Source organism: Ktedonosporobacter rubrisoli (assembly GCF_004208415.1).
Taxonomy (GTDB): Bacteria; Chloroflexota; Ktedonobacteria; order Ktedonobacterales; family Ktedonobacteraceae; genus Ktedonosporobacter; species Ktedonosporobacter rubrisoli.
Genome location: NZ_CP035758.1, coordinates 1,001,967 through 1,020,349 on the forward strand (window position 1 = coordinate 1,001,967; position 18,383 = coordinate 1,020,349).

Here is an 18,383-nt window from a genome sequence, read left to right on the forward strand (position 1 = left end):
CAGATTACATTCAGTTAGCTGCAGGTTCTGCACTTGACATTCTGTGGTACATGCTGTTATACTAATGCTGACTCCGCGACAGGTATTTCTCCCATTTAGTAGTAACCCGTGCAATCTATGCTGTAGAAGGGCTGTACCTCTTTTGCCCTTCACGCAATGCCACAAAAGATTCAAAAAGGGTGAAAATTGTTCTCTATAATTACAGGCTATTTCCCACAAATCTTAAAAACCTCTATAGGAAAAGGTAGAAAGGAGAATAGGCGTATTCAAATAGAAATCGCGCCTGAATACCGTGAATATCACTGAGTTAGAAGCAAGGACTGTCAGCGAGTTGCGAGAGCTGGCCCGCGATCTCGAACTCTCTGGTTACAGCACGCTGAAGAAGCAAGAGCTTATTTTCAGAATTTTGCAGGCCTACACCGAGCAGCAGGGGAACATGTTCAGTGCAGGCGTCCTGGATATAGTTGAGGAGGGATTTGGCTTCCTGAGGCAGGAACATTTCTTGCCAGGCAATAAAGATGTCTACGTTTCACAATCGCAGATTCGCCGTTTCGGCATGCGCGTAGGCGATATGATCTTTGGGCAGGTGCGGCCTCCCCGCGATAACGAGAAGTTCTACAGCTTGTTACGCGTCGAAGCCATCAATGGGCAGAACCCCGAAACGGGCAAACGCCGTCCATACTTTGACCATCTGACCCCCATCTCGCCGCGTGAACTTCTCAACCTGGAAACGACAGGCTCCAACCTCTCCGGTCGCCTGATTAATCTTATCGCTCCTATTGGCCGAGGTCAGCGCGGCTTAATCGTCTCTCCTCCTAAGGCGGGCAAGACTATTCTGTTAAAAACTATCGCGAACTCTATCACCACGAACTATGAAGATGTTCATCTCATGGTTGTCCTGATTGGCGAGCGCCCCGAGGAAGTCACCGATATGAAACAATCGGTAAAGGCCGAGCTTGTCAGTTCCACCTTCGATGAACCACCCGAGGCCCACATCTGGGTCGCAGAGATGGTCTTAGAGCGCGCTAAGCGCCTTGTGGAAAGCGGACGCGATGTGGTTGTACTGCTCGATAGCATTACACGCCTGAGCCGTGCCTACAACCTGTTTGTGCAACCGAGCGGGCGTACACTCTCGGGCGGCCTTGATCCAAGTGCCTTATTTCCACCCAAGCGTTTCTTTGGCGCTGCACGCAAGATCGAAGAGGGCGGCAGCCTTACAGTTATCGCTACCTGTCTTGTCGATACCGGGAGCCACATGGATAACGTGATCTACGAAGAGTTTAAAGGTACCGGCAATATGGAGCTTGTCCTCAATCGTAAGCTGGCCGAGCGCCGCATTTTCCCGGCTATCGATATATCTCTCTCCAGCACACGCCGCGAAGAGCTCTTGCTCGAAGAGAAGACCTTGCGCGCTGTGGTGACTATGCGCCGGATGTTCTCAGCGCTAGCCGATCAGCCTGGGCGCAACGGTCAGGAAGCTACCGAGGCCCTTTTACAGCGTATGTCCAGAACCCATAATAACATGGAGTTTCTTGCTACCCTTAAAGCTGCACTCAAATGAAGCGTTATCTAAAGTCTTACTCTAAAAGTTTTTATATATTTGAGGTTATTCTATGATATAATACCTTCGCGCCTGCTCTGGCGCTTCCCCGCTTGTAACACTATTCTTGAACTAGCATGGCCCAAACGACCTTTGGGCCTATCACTCTTGCTCCAGAATGCCTCAAATGTCCTCTTTGCTGCTACTACCCCGCTATGAAAGGTCAGACTTTGCGCTACTTACAGTATGCCTCAGATAAGATCTGACATTTCCACACAAAGAAAGACTCTCCCTTTTCCGCGCTGGCAAAGTCACTGTCTGAGTGCGCTGCTCTGGCTTCGTGATATGCGCAATCGTTTAACAGGGCATCCATGAACCATCAATAGCATCCATATACACAACAGAATACTAGACAAGTCTGGCGAGCAAAGCTATACTGAGAGACATATTTTCCTCATAAAGGTCTAAGGATGTGCCCTGTACTTAAGGCCGTATAAATTAACATAAATATGAATGAAGAATGTCAGAACCAAAAGAGCATCCCAGCACCTATTTCGTGCAAAATCGGGCCAACGAAGAAGAGCTGACCCGCCTTTGCTTGCAAGATAAAATGCTTACTACGGCGATGGGCGGAGTGCTAACTGAACAGTCCAACCCGGCAAGTTTGCAGGCCGTACTCGATATAGGCTCAGGGCCAGGAAACTGGCTTATCGAACTTGCCCTAACATATCCTGGAATCAAGCGCCTGGAAGGTGTGGATGTCAGCGCACGCATGGTCGAATATGCTCGTAAGCAAGCTTCACTTGCTCAGCTAGAAGATCGCCTCCACTTCTCGATGATGGATGCTCTGCGGATGCTAGAGTTTCGGACAGGCTCCTTTGATCTGGTCAATTTGCGTCTGGGGATGAGCTTTTTGCGCACCTGGGATTGGCCAAAGATGATCTGGGAAATGAGCCGCGTTTGCCGCCAGGGAGGCACCATCCGTATAACGGAAGGGAAGGTTTTCGAATGTAACACCCCTGCCCTGAGCCAGCTCAGGGACTTGCTTCTACGTGCAGGTGCGCATGCAGGCCATTTCACTACCACCCGACAGCAAGGCTTTCTCGGTCATATAGAGCCACCATTGCGCCAGCAAGGAATAGGAACGCTACACAAACAGCCTATACATATGCTCTATCAGGCAAATACCGCGCAAGGAGAGCTTATGATCCAGGATATGCGCCATGTTTTTCGGACAGGGCTGCCATTCCTGCGCAAATGGATACGGCTTCCCACTGACTACGAAGCCATCTACGAGCAGGCGCTCGCCGAGATGCAGCAGCCTGGGTTTGTGACCACCTGGGATCTGCTCACCTTCTGGGGCCATCCCCCATCTCGGTAATTTGTTCTCTCACAAACTGTATGGTTCAGAGAAAGCAGGATAAGGCGGACATGACAGATACAGCTTCTAATACCAAAGAGAGCATGCAAAAGATCGTAAATATTTTCACAACTGGCGATCTTTCTGAGGTTGCTTCGCTTTTCTCTTCTACATACATTGATCATCAACGACCGCCCTGGCTCACTATAGATGGCCCCGAGGAATTTAAACACATTGTTCTAGGAGCCAGAAAGGCTCTGCCTAATCTGCGCGTGACTATCGAAGATTGCATCGCAGAGGGTAATGCTATTGCCGCGCGTCTCCATTGGTACAGTACACAACCAGGAGGGAAAAAAATTGAGCGCGAAACTATCGATATGCTTCGTTTCGCTCAGGGAAAAGTGATCGAGCACTGGGGAGCAGAAACATGGAGAAAAGAGGGCTAGCACTTTGTAAACCGCACTTATAATCGCTTCATCAGCGCTCTCCGAAAGCACAAGCCATCTATCAGCGCTCAAGCTCACAGCAATACTAGCGAATTGTCCTTGACATTTTAGTACGATCGTACTAAAATAGAAGCATGGCAAAGACGAAACAGCGCATTATCGCAGAAGCCATCAGGATACTAGCGACATCGGGCTATGCTCAGTTCTCGATTGGAGAAGTGGCTACTGCTCTTGGGGTCAGCAAGGGCGTCATCCATTATCATTTTCCAGAAAAAACCAGCTTATTGCGGGCTATTGTGGAAGACTTTTATCAGCGAGCAGCTGAGTATATGGGCGCTCATATGCGATTGGATACTTCAGCAGCTGAGGTACTTCGCTCTTATATTGAAACCAATCTCACCTTTGTCGCAGAGAACCGCACTGCTGCGGTTGCTACCACCAGCATCATTTTGAATGCTCGCGATAGGGAAGGAAACCCGATCTTTCAAGATACGAGTGGCGACATTTATCAGCCATTGATCGAAATATTCACCTATGGCCAGCAGATAGATGGAAGTTTTCGCAAATTTGATCGTCAGTTGATGGCCACAATTCTGCGCAGCGCCATCGATACCGCAGCCCAATTAGTTCTTCACAACTCGGCAGCTGAAAATGCAGCCTTGCTTCAAGAGATAGTTACCACATTCGATTTAGCAACGAGGAGAAACTCTGATGAGTAAAACTACTAACGATACCTTACGTATTATTGGCATTGTTATCGCCTTAGCGAGTTTATCGGGGATTGTCCGTCCACTGTTTAGTCTCTTTTCGCATGCTCCAGTCGTCTTCTGGTTTTTCGGGATTATTCCCGATGGGATAGGCCCCTTAATCATCTGGATTGTGCTTCTGATAGTCGGGCTTGTCTTGATTGGTAAGACCAAAGAAATCAAAGATGATGCGGGAAATACTCATTAACCCTCTCGACAAGCGCAAGCCGATAGCCCTCCCAACGAGTTGCCGGATCAGCATCCAACAGCAAGGGAGTGGATGCTGAGGGGAATTTTTTCCTTTCGGCAAGCTTGCGCACAGCTCCTCAATCTGGGCCAGGATTGGCAAGCAGCCCTTGCCATCCGGCAGTTAGAGCACCTAACTTGCGCCGCACGCCCTCTGGCCGTAGCCAGCCATAGCCGGCATATTGCAGGCTCCATATTAACCGTTGAAAATCTTTCTCATTCCAGATAGGCTTGCCCTGCCGCTGGCAGCATTTCAGTAGCTCTTGTTGCGTGGGCTGGCGCTCTGCCGATAGCTCACCGGCGTAGGGCGTGTGCAAGGTAAGAAAAGTGCTCAGGTAGGGCAAAGCCGTATCATCCCAGGGCATCAGATCATGCGCCTCAAGCTCCCAATCGAGCTCCCAGAGCTTCATCGCTCCATCAGCGCTCCCCGAAAGCACAAGCCGCCTATCAGCGCTCAAGCTCACAGCAGTCACCACATCGCTATGCCCTTCAACCACCCTTATACACTCAGCACTGGCCACATCCCATATGCGCAGCGTCTTATCGCTGCTCCCAGAAACCACAATACGCTTATCAAAGCTGAGACAAACCGAGGTCACGCTTCCTTCATGGCCACGCAAAATAGCCAGGCATTCCGCGTCAGCCGTTCTCCATACGCGGATTGTTCCATCAGTGCTCCCCGAGACAGCCAGGCTTCCGTCAAAGCTCAGATAGACGCTGGTAATTGCCCCGCGATGACCCGGCAAAACACAAAGGCAGCTTCCAGCGGCTACATCCCAGAGATAGACGCAGCTATCTTCACCACCAGAGATAGCCAGGCGCCCATCAGAGCTTACATAGACGCTTAATGCCGGCCCATAATGGAAACCCTGCATCTTATGCACAAGCAGGCCACGGCTCGTCTCCCACAGCGAGAGCGTACCATCCGCGTGTCCGGCAAAAGCAAAACGCCCCTCAAAAGAGAGACTGATCGCCAGGACTTTTTCGGCATCCCCAATTGTCTGCAAACATTGCCCGCTCTTTACATGCCATAAGCGCAGGTTTCCGTCCTCACGACTGGAAAGAAATAATTGTCCATTACCGCTCAAGCTCAACGCTAGCTTACTATCCCAATGCCCCATTTCATCGTGTACACAAGTCTTTATTTTTTTCCCTTTTTTCATATCCCATATATGTATTTCATTATCCATACGCATTGAGAAGGCCAGCTGCCCATCAGAACTTAAGCAGGCAGCTTTGATAGAGCCAGAATGATCAAGCGCTGAAGAAGGCCCGCGCTCATCAAGAGTTTGGAGCAAGCGATGCGTAAGCAGGCTGCGCCTCTGACAGAAGCGTGCAAGCTGTTGCCAGGCCTCTATATAAGCGGGAGAGCGCTCATAGCCGGGCAAGGCACGCACAGTTTGCAGAGCCTTGAGCGCCTCGGCAAACTGACTGTTACATAGCGCCATCCCGGCTTGATAGAGCAGGCTACGTGCCTGCATCTCTACGCGCGCAGCCTCAGCGGAAACGGTCAGGCGCGCAAGCTGCAAAGTGCCGGCGAACGTCATCGCGTAGAGCCGACGTATGAGCATAATTTCCGAGCCCAGAAGTGCAATAAAGTCATCATCTAACATCTTGCCTGACCAGCCGGGCGCAAAAGTACGTAGGCAGCGCCCACTCGCCAATTCCCACAGACGAGTAATGCCCCGTTCATCTCTTGAGCAGGCCCACTTGCCACAAGAAGACAGGCTGATAGCCTGGATCTGTCCGCTCACCTGGATACATTGGAGACATTGACCCGCCGCGACGTCCCACAATTTCAGCTCACCTTGAGCGTTCGCGACAAACAGCAGATCTCCAGAAGAGCTGAGATCAAGGGCTGTGACCTGTGCGGTTTCGGGCAAATGATCCCGTATGCTAGCCGTGGAGACCTCCCACAGGACGATTCCCTCTTCAGCATAGCCAGCCGCCAGGCTCCCATCTCCGCTCAGCCCCATAGCCTTGCCCTGCCAATCCAGCGTAGCCAGACACTGACCCTTCTCAACTTCCCACAACTGAGCAGCACCATCTGCATCGCTTATCAGGAGCAAACGGCCATCATAGCTCCAGCTGGCAGCCCAAAAACCAGAGGTTGGGAGAATACGCAGATCGCGGCCCGTCGCGATCTTCCATAGGCGCAGCATACCGCTCTGATGAGGGTAGAGCACAAAGCGACCATCCGGGCTGATGCTACCGGGCAAGGACTGACTATGCACCGAAACTTTATGCAATTTGCGCCCCATCTCTACGTTCCAGATGCCCAGGGCAAATTCAGCAGATCGGTTTGGGCGGCTAGAGCCGGAAGGTGAAAGCGCGGGGCTGCGTTCACCTCCTTGCGCCGGTTCCGGGTGAGCGGGCTGAACGTAACGTTCAAGCGAGAGGGCAAATTTGCCATCCCGGCTTACATCTATAAAGCTTTCCGCCTCGCTACGCAAGGCACGCAGATGCTCTCTGCGCAGCTTCATGTAGTGCTGAGCGATCTCTAGTAAGCGTTGCACACCGGCATTCTCAGGAAATTGCTCATCTATATCCTTCAATAAAGTGAGGGCTGCCGTGGGATTATCCTGCTCTAAATAGATCTGGGCCAGCATGCACCCCAGTTGTCCACGTTTATATTCAGGGATGGCAACACCGCTTAAATGCTGGATAAGGGCTTCATCGCTCTGGCCGGCCTGCCGCCAGGATAGAAGGCCCAGATTATAATATGCCTCAATATGATTTGGATCAGCCTCTAAAGCTTGTTGCCACATTTGCCTGGAGCTGGCATAGGTGGTTTGTCGGCTCGCTGGAGCGATCGCGACGCGCCCGACGTGGGCCGCCGGGCTCGCATTTTCCGAAGTTGCTGGATCGTCAGTAGGAGCAGCTTGCGGCTCAGCAGCGGGTGCCTCAAGATCGGTGAGGGCGACTGCGCGATTATTGAGATGATCGGCAAGAAAGGCAAAGGGCGAGAGATAACTACCGAAATAAGCAGAGCCAACTACATGCTTATAAATATCCAGCAATCTATTAGCTACCTCCAGCATACTCGCCGGGCGGGCCTCAACGCGCTCCTGTAGGCACTGACGCAGCAAGGACGCCAGCGCGTCGGGCATCAGCGGAATAGAAGGGTGAACAAGCCCCTGTTGAAGATAATCCTCCAACACATTTCTGGCGGCGGCCCCTCTCTGCCAGGTGACATTTCCGGCAAACAAGTGTAGAATCGAGACGGCCCAGCTCCACATATCGGCCTTACGGCTCAAAGTCCGCTTTGCCGCCTGCTCTGGCGAGCAATAGGCCCGCGTACCGATCTGCTCCTTCTGGGCTTTGCCCGAGCTTTTTCTTTCTCCAGAAATAACAGGCAAACGTGCCAGGCAAAAATCTGTTACCTTCACTACCCTCTCTGCAGTCAGCAACACGTTGGCCGGCTTAACATCAAGATGGAGCAGCCCTTGCTCGTGGGCTGCATGCAAGCCCCAGGCAAACTGAATCGCCACATCGAGGATATGCTCTAGCGCCTGTTGCTGTCCTCCGGCATAGAGACGGTGGTTGCGAATCCATTCCGCCAGACTGCCCCCATCCACGTACTCAGTAAAGATCCAGGGTCCTGTTTTCAGCGTTTGGACGTAGTAGCATTGCACAATATTGGGATGCAGCCCAAGCTGTACCCAGCTCTGTATCTCATGCAGAAAGCTTTCGCGCATCCCTGGTTCAGCCAATAAATCTGCTTTAAGAGCCCTGGCAGCCAGATCGACACCCCAACCATGGTGATGAACCTTATAGACAACACCCTTTCGCCCTTCCCCCAATGCATACATTATCTCATGGTGAGTCAGAATGCGATCACCGCGCTGCCAATCGGCAGGAATCTGGGAGTCAAGATCATCTTTCATCTCAAAACAAAGCCCTTCTTTCTTGCTCGTAGGTGAATCACATATATGTTTTTAACAATAAAGTTAAGGCTTGATTATTTATAGCGGCCCTGAACTTTAGAAATAACAGGGTAGGAGGAGCCTTCGTCATTCAATAAACTTGCTTGAAGGAGGTGAAATACCGCTGAGAGCAAAATCAGGACTAACATCTAAGCGGAGCTGAAACGAAATAGTGAGAGAATTTTTGGCATGCTGATAATTAATAGGCCAGGAAGAATCCCCTTCAGGCTGTAGATACATAGTTCCCCCTTGAACAAATCATACATACATATATATCTATCGAAGTCAATCAGAATTTAGCACATCAACTATAGATCTGCTGTTAGCTAGATTACTTTTTCAATATTTGCAGGCAAAATAAGTGCAGGAAATAAGAGAAAAGATAGTAAAGCAAGAAATTCTCCATTTGCCCGAAATGCCGCCCTGAAGCAGGTTTACAGGTGACAAGCGAGCTTACAGGTAATAGGAGAGAAGAGGGTTTGAGAGAAAGATCTCTCAGAACCCGGCAAGACACAAAACGCCTCCGTCCAGGGGAGGGTAGGATTCTCCAGCTTATTCCCAAACTGCCTGGTGAAAAGAAGAGAGCGCAAACGATCGTGCCAACCCAGCGCGCTGAGCAGGCTAGCCTAAAAGAGCGAGAGCTGAGCTATGTATGTGGAGCTAGCTGCTCTCGATTACGTGGAAGCCTGAAACAGAATGTGGCTCCTTTGCCTTCTTCACTCTCCACCCAGATCTGACCTGCCTGCCGATGAATAATCTCAGCGGCAATGTAGAGCCCGAGCCCAAGCCCAGATTTAGCTGCCTGTGCCGCTTCCTCTATTCTGTAGAAAGGATCGAATATCCTCTCTTGCTGTTCTTGAGAGATGCCGGGACCAAAGTCCTGAACGCAGAGCGTCACCGTTTGTGCATCGGCGTACGCCTTTATAAGGATAAGATCCGTATCGGGCGCATACTTCATAGCATTGGTAAGAAAATTAATAATAACCTGACCGATACGCTCCTGATCGCCCCAGACGCTAGCGTGCGTCGAGCCCTCTATACGCAGGGTATGGCTCTCGCTCGTCAGCTGCAGCTCCTCTACAATTTCCTTGACCAGCGTATCAAAATCGAAATTATCCTCGCGGAACTGGAACGTCCCCCCTTCGATCCTTGTAACATCCGACAAATCATTAATCAGATCCGTCAGCTTCTTGATCTGTTTATCCATGTGAGCAGTAAGCATAGCTGCCTTCTCATCCTCGCCCCTGGCAAAGCGCCGATGCAGCAATTGCGCAAAACCCTTCAGGCTGGTGAGAGGCGTTTTCAGCTCATGCGTCACCATGCTGATAAATTCGTTCTTTCTTTTCTCAAGTTCCTTACTGGCAATCTGCTCGCGCAACAAATTCTCGCGCTCATGCTCGGCTTTTTTACGCTCGATAGCAAAGCGGATTACACGATGCAGCAGCTCGCCGCCAAGCTGACTTTTGGCAATATAGTCATCGGCGCCTGCCTGCAAAGCCTGAATATCGATCTGGCCTGTGTTCATACCGGTCAGTAAGATAATTGGTAGGGCGTATCCCTGCTTTCTGGCTTCCCTGAGCAGCTCAATTCCATTGTTGGGACCCAGCAAATAATCTATCATGCAGAGATCATGACCGCCAGCCAGCATATGAGGTAGGCTGGCCTCATAGGAGGCCTCCCAGATTACCTCATAGTGAGCGCCTGGAATTTTGGCCAGCACGCGCTGCAAGAGGATGTAATCATCCTCATCATCTTCGATCAGTAGAACTTTCGTTGGACGTACTTCCATACATACCTTTCTCTACAAACGGCAGTGTCACAATCTCAAACCAATACTTGCCCAGCATTTGCATGACCTCGATCAGCGCCTCAAACGTCACCGGCTTGGTGATAAACGAGTTCACTCCCAGCTTGTAAGAGCGATAGATATCCTCTTCAGCCTTAGAGGTAGTGAAAACGACGACAGGAATGTCTTTTAGCTCGGCATGAGATTTGAGCTCTTTAAGCGCCTCGCGCCCATCTTTGCGTGGCATATTCAAGTCAAGAAGGATCAGGCCGGGGCGTGGAGCCTTCTCAGTATTCTCATATTCCCCCCTATGGAGCAAATAATCCAGCAACTCTTCTCCATCGCGCACACAATAGAGCTCATTGAGAAGCTTACCTTTTTTCAAGGCCTTTTGTGTCAGAAGTACATCATCTTCATCGTCATCGGCCATAAGGATTACAATTGGCTGGACAGTAGCCATAGCTTACTGATCTCCTTTTTCTTCTATTCCTTGCGTCTCGTGCCCAATGGGTAATGTTACGGCAAAAGTAGCCCCATCCCCTACAGCACTTCTGGCGGTAACCGTTCCGCCGTGTCGCTCTGCAATTTTGCGCACAACAGCCAGGCCTATACCGGTCCCTTCATATTCGCTCCTCCCATGTAAGCGTTGAAAGACTGTAAAGATACGATCCAGGTATTTCTCGTCAAAGCCAATGCCGTTGTCTTCCACAAAGATCTGGCAAAGCGGCAGCTCCGCTGGCTGCTCCTCGCTCGCTTCGTCACGTATTTTGCGGGCGTAAACCTTGACGACAGGCGCAGTATCTTTCTTGCGGAACTTAAGCGCGTTACCAATGAGATTCTGGAGCATCTGCCGCATCTGGAGTGGGTCAGCCTGGATGGTGGGCAGATCCTCAAGCTGCACGGTTGCCCGCGTTTGCTGGATCTGGGTTTCCAGGTCGTCAACCACTTCCTGAGCAATACGTTGCAGATCAACCGGGGTGAAGGGCAGAGCTTTGGTTGTCACGCGCGAAAATGTGAGCAGATCATTAATCAAAACCTGCATGCGTGAGGCCGCCTTACGCATGCGGTCAAGATAGGACCTTCCTTCTCCGAGTTCCGGCCCATGCTCCTCTTCTAGCAGGTTGCCAAAGGCCTGAATTTTGCGCAGTGGCTCTTGCAGATCATGCGAGGCGACATAGGCAAAATCTTGTAATTCCTGATTGCTACGCTGCAGCTCGGCATTGAGGGCTTGCAATGCGTCAGTTGATTGTCTTAGCGTCTCCGTACGACGCTCGACGAGCGTCTCTAGATTGGCGTTGAGATTCTGCAAATCCTGATAGATGCGCGCGTTTTCCAACGAGAGCACCATGCGACTGGCCAGTTCTTCAGCCGTTGCAAGATCAGTTCTTGTATAGTTGCGCCGCGTTTCTGTCACCAGGAAGCTCAATACGCCATGCGTCTCGCCCTGACTGATCAAGGGCACAAACATGGCAGAATGGGCCTCCACCTGTCGTAGCCAGGCCAGCTGAGGCTCTTTATGGCCCATCCTGGTAAGTAGCTCTTCGGAGACAAAAGGATAGAGCTCAGGCCTGGCATTGTGCAAGATGTTAGCAATGATCATCGGGGTTTGCTCTGGCAAAGCTTCTTCGGCATCCGTGGTTTCTGGCAAGCCCGAGCGCACAGTAATTACCTGGCGCATTACTCCATCTTCATCAAGCAGATCAACGCGGCACCAATCGGCCATCACCGGCACAGCCAGGCGGGCAACTTCTATCAACGCTTTGCGAAAGTCTAATGAAGTTGAGAGCTGCTTACTGGCCTCGGAAAGGAAATGGATATTCTCAAGGCTGTGCTTGAAGCTGGTAATATCTCGATTGACCTCTAATACGGTAATCGCTCTTCTTCCCCTCTGCTCCAGCATTACCCAACGGCTGGAGACAAAGAGATATGTTCCATCGCGCCGGGTATGAATAAGCTCGCCTTCCCAGGTCCCTTTCTCTCTAAGAATCTGCTGTATTTCTTTTAATGGCAACGGAAAAATCGTGTGGAGCAGCGTATAAAGCGGCTTTCCGAGCGCTTCTTGCTCGGTCCATCCATAGAGCGCGCTAGCCCCGTTATTCCAGAAGAGCACTTTGTTATCCTGGTTACTGACGATAAATGCATCATGGGCACTCTGGAGCAGTGTGGCCTGCCAGGCCAGCTGCTCTTCAGCTTCCTTGCGTTCAGTAATATCTATATGTATCCCGCTCATACGCAATGGATTACGGGCCTTATCGAAAATAATACTTCCCTTGGCGAGCAACCAATGTATACTCTTATCTGGCCATATGACCCGAAACTCGGCTTGGAGCGCAGGACCCCCATTTATCGCTTTCTGCAAACTTTCTTGCACCTGTTGCCTATCATCGGCATAGATCAGGTGTACCCATTGCTCATACTTGCCGGTGAAGCCACCAGCAGGCAGGCCATATAAGGCCTCTAGCTCATGTGACCAGGTGATATGATTATTCTGGATATCCCACTCAAAGCTCCCGATATCCCCTATCTGTTGTCCCAAAACTAATTGCTCTTGCTCTCTACGCAGAAGAGCAAACGGCGTTTCCTTGTTTTGGGAGATTTCAGACGGCGCTGAAGAGTGAGGAAATGGCTCTTCCCCGGGGACAAGAGGGTTTTCGCGGCTATCCCCGCTCATACTAACATGCCCTTTCCCGAACTAATAAAATTATAAGCTATTCTATAATTGTCTCGATTTACTATAACATTCCTGCTCACTTTCGACAAGTTTACGCTGCGCCGGTAGGACTCCTTAAGCCCCACCTGGCCTACCTTTAGAGCCGAAAGGCCAGGCCTATTATAAGTCAACTTACGCTCCATATGCTTGCTTGCTTGATCTATGGCGACAAGCAAGTTTTCTTCCTCTGGCATTTATTTCCTTCAGCCCTTGTGCCTCAAGCCGTGGCTTGAATGAGGCTGGCGCCAGTGATCTTGAGCAGCTCGTCTACAGCTAATTGCAGATCGATGCCGCGCTGTCCGCCACTAACGATAATCTGGGGGAAGGCTCGCGCGTGCTCGTCGAGATACACATCAAACGGGCGATTGAGCAGGGCCAGAGCCGAGATTCCGCCGACCTTCAGGCCTGTCAACTTTTCGGCCTGCTCGTGGCTGGCCATCCTTACACTTTTGGCACCTACGGCTCGGGCAAGCTGTCGCAGGTCAATATGCTGATTAGCCGGCACCATCACGAGCAGTGGATGGGATTGAGGAGCATCTTCTCGCAAGGCCACCAGGGTTTTAAATACCTGAGCCGGGTCCATACCAAGTTCAGCGGCCACTTGTTCAGCATCACGAATTGTGTCAGGGAAACGATGCACAATATAAGAGATCTTGCGGGCGTCTAAAAAACGCATCGCCATAGTACGTGCTTCTTTAGCCATCACTGCCTCCAGTTGCGTTGTGGGCTTCTGTCTTAAGATACTGGCGACCTCATCGATTAGTTGCATTCTTCTAACCTATTCACCATCCTATCCTAATGAGCCCGCTCCGACAAGCCCCAAAACTGCTGACGTGCTATACTATTTATCGGCTTCAGTCATCAATCCGCAACAAAAGGCCATAATTACTAGCCCGGGCTATTTCTCGGCGGTGCGCTTCTGACTCAGAGGGTCAAGCGTCCATAGCCCTTACTACCATACGCTCCATAGCTCCGGCATTCCTACTCCTCGTGGCCGGGTTTACGGGGGTGAGACCTGCGGTCATGTTCTGGAATCGCGCGAAGGTGGTTGCCTCTATTTTGAGGCGAGATGGCTGTCTTTGGAGATATGCAGCTGATCGGGAAAATCTATAGGCTCCAACTGGCCCTCCTACCTATCGGTGACCATTTTGCGCTGGGGCCACATATTGAGCTGCTGGGGGTCAAGGATATTATCCCTACACAAGTACTCAGCGGCACACAGCAGGCTTTAGCTGAGGCGACCCGCCATATGGCTGGCCTGACGCTTCATGTCATGCAGCCTGGCGAGACGCTTGATACTGACAAATAGCCGAGATTGTCTATCAGGCACACTTGCAGCGCCGGCCAGCTACTTGCGTCCTGGGAAAGGACCTCGTTCGCGGGCCGGGGAGGGTTGAAAGCGATCCAAATCGGCCGCCGCAGTTCGCCCTTTGAGAATTACCTCATGCGCGCGCACAAGATCGGCGCGTAACACATGCTCGCGTCCCTGTTCTAGCGCATAGATAGCCCCGGTAATGCAGACTTCACGGAAATGGCTGCCTACTTGCCCCAATAACGCTGGCACAAGAGAAGCATGCTCCTCCTCGCGATAGGTCGAGCCCAGAAAGCGTTGCAAGAAGCGAATTGCTAGCGCGGCATCCTTGACCGGCCCGATCTCGATCATGGCATCGATACGTCCTGGCCGATCTCGTATACGTGGATCGATGCGTTCGGGATCATTGCTAGTCGCGAGCAAGAGCGTTCCCGCCGGATTATCAGGCGTCGCGACCCCATCGAGGGTATTGAGCACAGTTTGTAGCTCTTCCTGATCCGATACAAACATCTCAAAGTCCTCAACTAGCACGAGCGCTGGCAGGTTGTTGCGCTGGGCATCGCGCAAGGCGGAGGCCAGGCGGCGCCACGAGGTATCCCCGCGATCTGCAGGAGAGCCGCAGACATAGATTACCAGGCCACCTCTTTTAGCGTGTCGCGCACCTTCGGCCTTTAAGAGCGTTGTTTTGCCAGTTCCCGGGGGACCAATGAGCAGGACCTTGCGCAAGCGCGGCACGTGGAGCGCTGCATAGCGGCTCAGCATCTTGCGGTCAAAGATATGCCGCTGAGCAGCAACCTGGTCCAGCGTCTCCTGTGGCAGGACCACATCATCAAAGCTGGTTTTCTCTATCACCTCGGCCAGATCATCATCGCCACCAACAATAACAATCTCGCCCTTACGCTTGCCGCGCACAATCTTGTCATGCAGGGAATCCAGCAAGTCTAGAAATGCCAGCCATTCATCCTGACGCCCTGCCGGTAAGGCTACCAGGCGATCATCTTCATTATTATCATTGTTGTCATAATCGAAATAGACTGAGAGGGCTGTCCAGCCACTGGTAAAGCGATAGCAGATCCAGCCAGTTGGGACATCGGGGATCGTATGGCGGTCGCCCGGCTCGGCACGCTCCTGCATATTACTTTTAAGCAGGCTTCCGCTCTGCTCCACATTAGCGATCTGATATGCTGATGGAGGCGACTCAAGGCGACGCCAACTGGCTAGCTGACCGAAAGGCTGTCGTTTGCGTTGCTGGCCACTGGCAACCAGCTTATCGAGCAGCATAGGATGGTGCTCAAAATACATGCTACGTACGGGAGGGATAAAGATCAGCGGCTCTCCATCCAGTTCAAGCTCGTGCCAGAGCATTCGCAATGCGCGGGTGAGCAATTCGAGCCGCTGCACCTGCATGTGAAATGTTATCGGCAGAGAGGAGGAACTGGCTTCATTCTTACGAGTTACGAGGAATTCAGTACCGATGGATTCGTTTTTTGCTTTATTATTCATATATTACGTTTTCGAGTTCTGAGCTCTATTGAAGAAGGTACAAAACAGGGTTATGTCTATAATAGCGGCTCAGTACTTCTCTGTCAACACTACATCGGTCTGCAGCAGGGCTATTTAGTTTTTAGAGAAGCAGGAGATACCTCTCCACTGGAGAGGGCACCCTCTCTGGGAGAGAGGTATCCCTATCCGGGGGACAGGTATCAGAGGACAGCCAGTCCTCTGCCGGGGCATGGGGCGTGCCCCATTTTCCCTTCTTCTCGGGTGGGTGGGTGGGGCAAAACAGGAAAATTAAATAGCCCTGGGTCTGCAGCAGGGCTTTCCACTGCTCCTGAAAAGGGATTGTAAAGAGGGCACAACAACCAGAAATGGAAAGTTCGGCAAAAAGCGCGCTGTTGCAAAAAAAATCAGGCAATGTTAGAATCGGCAAGCGTCAGCAAACTATAAAAAGGATCAGGGCCACAAAGCATGTTGCGAGACCGCTTAGCAGAAGCCATTCAACTACGCGAAGAGGGACGAGCCAAACAAGATCAAACCATTCTGGGAAAAGCGCGCGCACTGCTCTTAGAGCTACACGCAACCTATCCAGACGATGCCGAGATCACCTTTCAGATGGCAGTCGTTCATGATAATCTGGGACTCGAAAGAGAATCAATTCCTTTCTACCTGAAAGCCTTTGAGCAGGGACTCTCTGGCCCGGACCTGGAAAGGGCTTATCTTGGCCTGGGAAGTACATACCGTGGACTGGGAGAGTATCAGAAAGCTGTGGAAACACTCCGGCGAGGCGTCAAGGAATTTCCCCAAAACCGGGCTCTGCAGACCTTTCTGGCCATGGCCCTGTACAATACGGGCCAGCACAGGGAAGCTATGGAACTTGTGTTGACCAATCTGCTGGAGACCACCACAGACGAGAAACTCCAGTACTTTAAGCGCGGCCTGCTCTTCTATGCGGCGCACCTTGATGAAACCTGGGACTGAGGAGAAAGGTCGTCTTTGACCTTTCTCGACCTCCTATGAAACCGAGAGCAGTGAACTGCTTATCCCCAGAATGCCGCTACACGGGCTAGCTCGCGCCGCGCTTGCTCTCGTCCTCCCCTGGCAGCGATTCCGCGCAGAGAGGGATCTAGCGCATTGCCACCGGCTTTGGCCAGCGCTAGCTTCACTGCTTCATCAGGAGTAAGTACTTCGACCTGCGTACCGCCAAGTCGCAGGCGTTCTATTTGCTCGTCAAGACTTTCCAGCACTGGAATTGGCGGAATATCAGGTTGGAGCACCAGTACCTTGTCGAATCCGGTGGCCAGGTCTACATTCGCCATCGAGTAGCACCCACCATCGATATAGCGATGTTTCCCAATAGTCACCGGCGGCCAGACGCAAGGCACCGCACAACTTGCCGCCACGGCATCAATCAGTTCTACACCACTTTCACGCGTGAAAACTATCCGCTCGCCACTTTCTGCATCGGTCGCTACTATTTCCAGCCGAGCTTGCGGCCAATGATGTACCGGGAGTCGCGAGACAATCACGTCTCGGCGCTCAGCCTCCGCCACTGTAGGAGTGGAGAGCGCCAGGGCACCAACCTTTTGCAGGATTGCATTACTGCTGCCCCCTTCCTTAAAGATGCGTGTGAAATCGGCTATCAGCTGCTGAAAATCTGCGTTGGCAGGCAATTCCTTCGCCTGCAACACGGGATCAACCTGCCGCTGGAAGAGTTCTTCCATTGTGCGACCACTTGTAATCTGGGCTGTCACGGCCGAGCCTGCCGACGTACCCAGAAACAGGTCAGCAAGTCGTACATCGATCCCAGCTTCTGCCAGTCCCACCAGCAATCCCATCTCCCAGGCAATGCCTGCCACGCCACCACCACCAGCCGCCAAAGTGCGTGTCGTCATATCCTTACATCTCCTTATCACCATAGAGCTAGGAGCCACTAATGATCAGCTATTTTCCCTTGCATGCTCCTCCCTGCATCACTACCTATTTTATATCTTGAGCACAAATTGGCTTAAGCCGGCAAAGCTCCCAACTGCTTGAGCAAGCCCAGATCATCGGTCAGGACTTCTAGTTACACAATCTTGCCGTTGACAACACGATACATCGCAATCTGACTATAAATAACTCTCTTAGCAGCTTGCATTAGGCCAAATTGGATAGCTCTGTGGAAGCTGAAACTTGCAGGCTACGGCTCTGTCGATAATATTTACGTACCCTCTCACGGTTGCCACAAACCTGGCTATCACACCATTTTCGGCTGCGATTCTTGCTTTGATCAAAGAACAGCCAGCCGCAGTCGGGAGCTGCACAAAGGCGCACACTCTCCAGAATATCTGAAGTAAATATATCAACTGCAGATTTTGCGATATGCCAGAACACCGACTCCAGAGCATGCCCCTCTTCAGGCCACCTGAGGGCAAATCCCCTTTCTGTAGCAATTACCCTGAGCTGAGCTTGCATAGTCGCATACTCCCGATTTAGCAGCGCAAGATCCGCGCTATCTCTCTCCTCACCCTTGATTACACTCAGAAAGAGGCGGTAAAGCGCTTCTCGCAATTGCAGGGCGCGTTGATAGAGGTGCCCGCTTGTTTCGGGCTGCTGCTGCGCCTGGCTGAGCAGCTTGCTTTGCTGCTCATCAGTAAAAATAGCCGCTTGCTTACCCAGGTGCAGTAGATCAGCATAACAGGTAAGGCGTTCCTCCGCGTGGGAACTAGGGCGCCAGCCCACGGTGTTCATAAAATCGAGACAAAGCTGGCCTCTCTTCATTTCGAAAGCATGGATGTCCGAATACTGGACCACGCTAGTACCCCCTTCTGT

At 51.6% G+C, this 18,383-nt stretch carries 15 protein-coding genes; 7 read left to right on the forward strand and 8 right to left on the reverse strand.

The features are described 5' to 3' along the window. Positions 1-292 precede the first annotated feature (292 nt). The 5 genes from rho to EPA93_RS04630 all read left to right on the forward strand — a co-directional run bounded on the left by rho (position 293) and on the right by EPA93_RS04630 (position 4,300). Positions 293-1,561, forward strand: a complete 1,269-nt coding sequence (gene rho / locus EPA93_RS04610; RefSeq protein ID WP_129885916.1) for a transcription termination factor Rho — start codon at positions 293-295, stop codon at positions 1,559-1,561. A gap of 499 nt (positions 1,562-2,060) precedes the next feature. Continuing rightward, positions 2,061-2,921: a class I SAM-dependent methyltransferase gene (locus EPA93_RS04615; protein WP_129885917.1), complete on the forward strand. Its 861-nt coding sequence runs from the start codon at positions 2,061-2,063 to the stop codon at positions 2,919-2,921. A 50-nt stretch (positions 2,922-2,971) separates the two neighbouring features. After that, complete coding sequence (locus tag EPA93_RS04620) at positions 2,972-3,346, forward strand: ester cyclase (RefSeq protein ID WP_165422872.1); 375 nt, start codon at positions 2,972-2,974, stop codon at positions 3,344-3,346. A 134-nt stretch (positions 3,347-3,480) separates the two neighbouring features. Next, a complete protein-coding gene (locus tag EPA93_RS04625) occupies positions 3,481-4,065 on the forward strand; it encodes a TetR/AcrR family transcriptional regulator (protein ID WP_129885919.1) in 585 nt (194 codons plus the stop codon). Then, entirely contained in the window at positions 4,058-4,300 is a 243-nt protein-coding gene (locus tag EPA93_RS04630) for a hypothetical protein (protein ID WP_129885920.1), read from the forward strand. Before EPA93_RS04625 ends, EPA93_RS04630 begins: the two co-directional genes overlap by 8 nt. 118 nt (positions 4,301-4,418) lie before the next feature. On the opposite strand, the gene EPA93_RS04635 is transcribed toward EPA93_RS04630, so the two are convergent. From EPA93_RS04635 to EPA93_RS04655, 5 genes are all read right to left on the reverse strand, one after another. Next, positions 4,419-8,225, reverse strand: coding sequence for a protein kinase domain-containing protein (locus EPA93_RS04635; RefSeq protein ID WP_129885921.1), 3,807 nt, complete (start codon positions 8,223-8,225; stop codon positions 4,419-4,421). Positions 8,226-8,910: 685 nt separating this feature from the next. Next, a complete protein-coding gene (locus EPA93_RS04640; RefSeq protein ID WP_129885922.1) occupies positions 8,911-10,053 on the reverse strand; it encodes a sensor histidine kinase in 1,143 nt (380 codons plus the stop codon). Continuing rightward, a complete protein-coding gene (locus EPA93_RS04645; RefSeq protein ID WP_129894433.1) occupies positions 10,013-10,480 on the reverse strand; it encodes a response regulator in 468 nt (155 codons plus the stop codon). Before EPA93_RS04645 ends, EPA93_RS04640 begins: the two co-directional genes overlap by 41 nt. Positions 10,481-10,513: 33 nt before the next feature. Further along, positions 10,514-12,721: a sensor histidine kinase gene (locus tag EPA93_RS04650; protein WP_129885923.1), complete on the reverse strand. Its 2,208-nt coding sequence runs from the start codon at positions 12,719-12,721 to the stop codon at positions 10,514-10,516. 256 nt (positions 12,722-12,977) lie between these two features. After that, positions 12,978-13,529 carry a YbaK/EbsC family protein gene (locus EPA93_RS04655; RefSeq protein WP_129885924.1) on the reverse strand — a complete coding sequence of 184 codons (552 nt, stop codon included), beginning with the start codon at positions 13,527-13,529 and terminating at the stop codon, positions 12,978-12,980. Between the two features lie 300 nt (positions 13,530-13,829). On the opposite strand from EPA93_RS04655, the gene EPA93_RS04660 reads away from it, so the two are divergent. Continuing rightward, positions 13,830-14,069 carry an MBL fold metallo-hydrolase gene (locus tag EPA93_RS04660; protein ID WP_129885925.1) on the forward strand — a complete coding sequence of 80 codons (240 nt, stop codon included), beginning with the start codon at positions 13,830-13,832 and terminating at the stop codon, positions 14,067-14,069. Between the two features lie 39 nt (positions 14,070-14,108). Here the strand turns inward: EPA93_RS04660 and EPA93_RS04665 are convergent, their stop codons facing one another. Continuing rightward, entirely contained in the window at positions 14,109-15,575 is a 1,467-nt protein-coding gene (locus EPA93_RS04665; protein ID WP_129885926.1) for an AAA family ATPase, read from the reverse strand. A 465-nt stretch (positions 15,576-16,040) separates the two neighbouring features. Here EPA93_RS04665 and EPA93_RS04670 point away from each other — a divergent pair, with 465 nt between their 5' ends. Then, complete coding sequence (locus tag EPA93_RS04670) at positions 16,041-16,550, forward strand: tetratricopeptide repeat protein (RefSeq protein ID WP_129885927.1); 510 nt, start codon at positions 16,041-16,043, stop codon at positions 16,548-16,550. Between the two features lie 59 nt (positions 16,551-16,609). Here EPA93_RS04670 and EPA93_RS04675 read toward each other — a convergent pair whose 3' ends face one another. Both EPA93_RS04675 and EPA93_RS04680 read right to left on the reverse strand, forming a co-directional pair. Continuing rightward, positions 16,610-17,464 (reverse strand): patatin-like phospholipase family protein, encoded by an 855-nt coding sequence (locus EPA93_RS04675; protein ID WP_129885928.1) that lies wholly within the window; start codon positions 17,462-17,464, stop codon positions 16,610-16,612. 244 nt (positions 17,465-17,708) lie between these two features. Continuing rightward, positions 17,709-18,365 (reverse strand): CGNR zinc finger domain-containing protein, encoded by a 657-nt coding sequence (locus EPA93_RS04680; RefSeq protein ID WP_129885929.1) that lies wholly within the window; start codon positions 18,363-18,365, stop codon positions 17,709-17,711. Positions 18,366-18,383 lie beyond the last annotated feature (18 nt).

Excerpts from the sequence above, each read along its gene's own strand:
- EPA93_RS04630 (WP_129885920.1), top strand. The coding sequence starts at position 4,058 with ATGAGTAAAACTACTAACGATACCTTACGTATTATTGGCATTGTTATC.
- EPA93_RS04645 (WP_129894433.1), bottom strand. The coding sequence starts at position 10,480 with ATGGCCGATGACGATGAAGATGATGTACTTCTGACACAAAAGGCCTTG.
- EPA93_RS04670 (WP_129885927.1), top strand. The coding sequence starts at position 16,041 with ATGTTGCGAGACCGCTTAGCAGAAGCCATTCAACTACGCGAAGAGGGA.
- EPA93_RS04660 (WP_129885925.1), top strand. The coding sequence starts at position 13,830 with ATGGCTGTCTTTGGAGATATGCAGCTGATCGGGAAAATCTATAGGCTC.
- EPA93_RS04650 (WP_129885923.1), bottom strand. The coding sequence starts at position 12,721 with ATGAGCGGGGATAGCCGCGAAAACCCTCTTGTCCCCGGGGAAGAGCCA.
- EPA93_RS04675 (WP_129885928.1), bottom strand. The coding sequence starts at position 17,464 with ATGACGACACGCACTTTGGCGGCTGGTGGTGGTGGCGTGGCAGGCATT.
- EPA93_RS04625 (WP_129885919.1), top strand. The coding sequence starts at position 3,481 with ATGGCAAAGACGAAACAGCGCATTATCGCAGAAGCCATCAGGATACTA.
- EPA93_RS04635 (WP_129885921.1), bottom strand. The coding sequence starts at position 8,225 with ATGAAAGATGATCTTGACTCCCAGATTCCTGCCGATTGGCAGCGCGGT.
- EPA93_RS04640 (WP_129885922.1), bottom strand. The coding sequence starts at position 10,053 with ATGGAAGTACGTCCAACGAAAGTTCTACTGATCGAAGATGATGAGGAT.
- EPA93_RS04615 (WP_129885917.1), top strand. The coding sequence starts at position 2,061 with ATGTCAGAACCAAAAGAGCATCCCAGCACCTATTTCGTGCAAAATCGG.
- EPA93_RS04655 (WP_129885924.1), bottom strand. The coding sequence starts at position 13,529 with ATGCAACTAATCGATGAGGTCGCCAGTATCTTAAGACAGAAGCCCACA.
- EPA93_RS04665 (WP_129885926.1), bottom strand. The coding sequence starts at position 15,575 with ATGAATAATAAAGCAAAAAACGAATCCATCGGTACTGAATTCCTCGTA.
- EPA93_RS04620 (WP_165422872.1), top strand. The coding sequence starts at position 2,972 with ATGACAGATACAGCTTCTAATACCAAAGAGAGCATGCAAAAGATCGTA.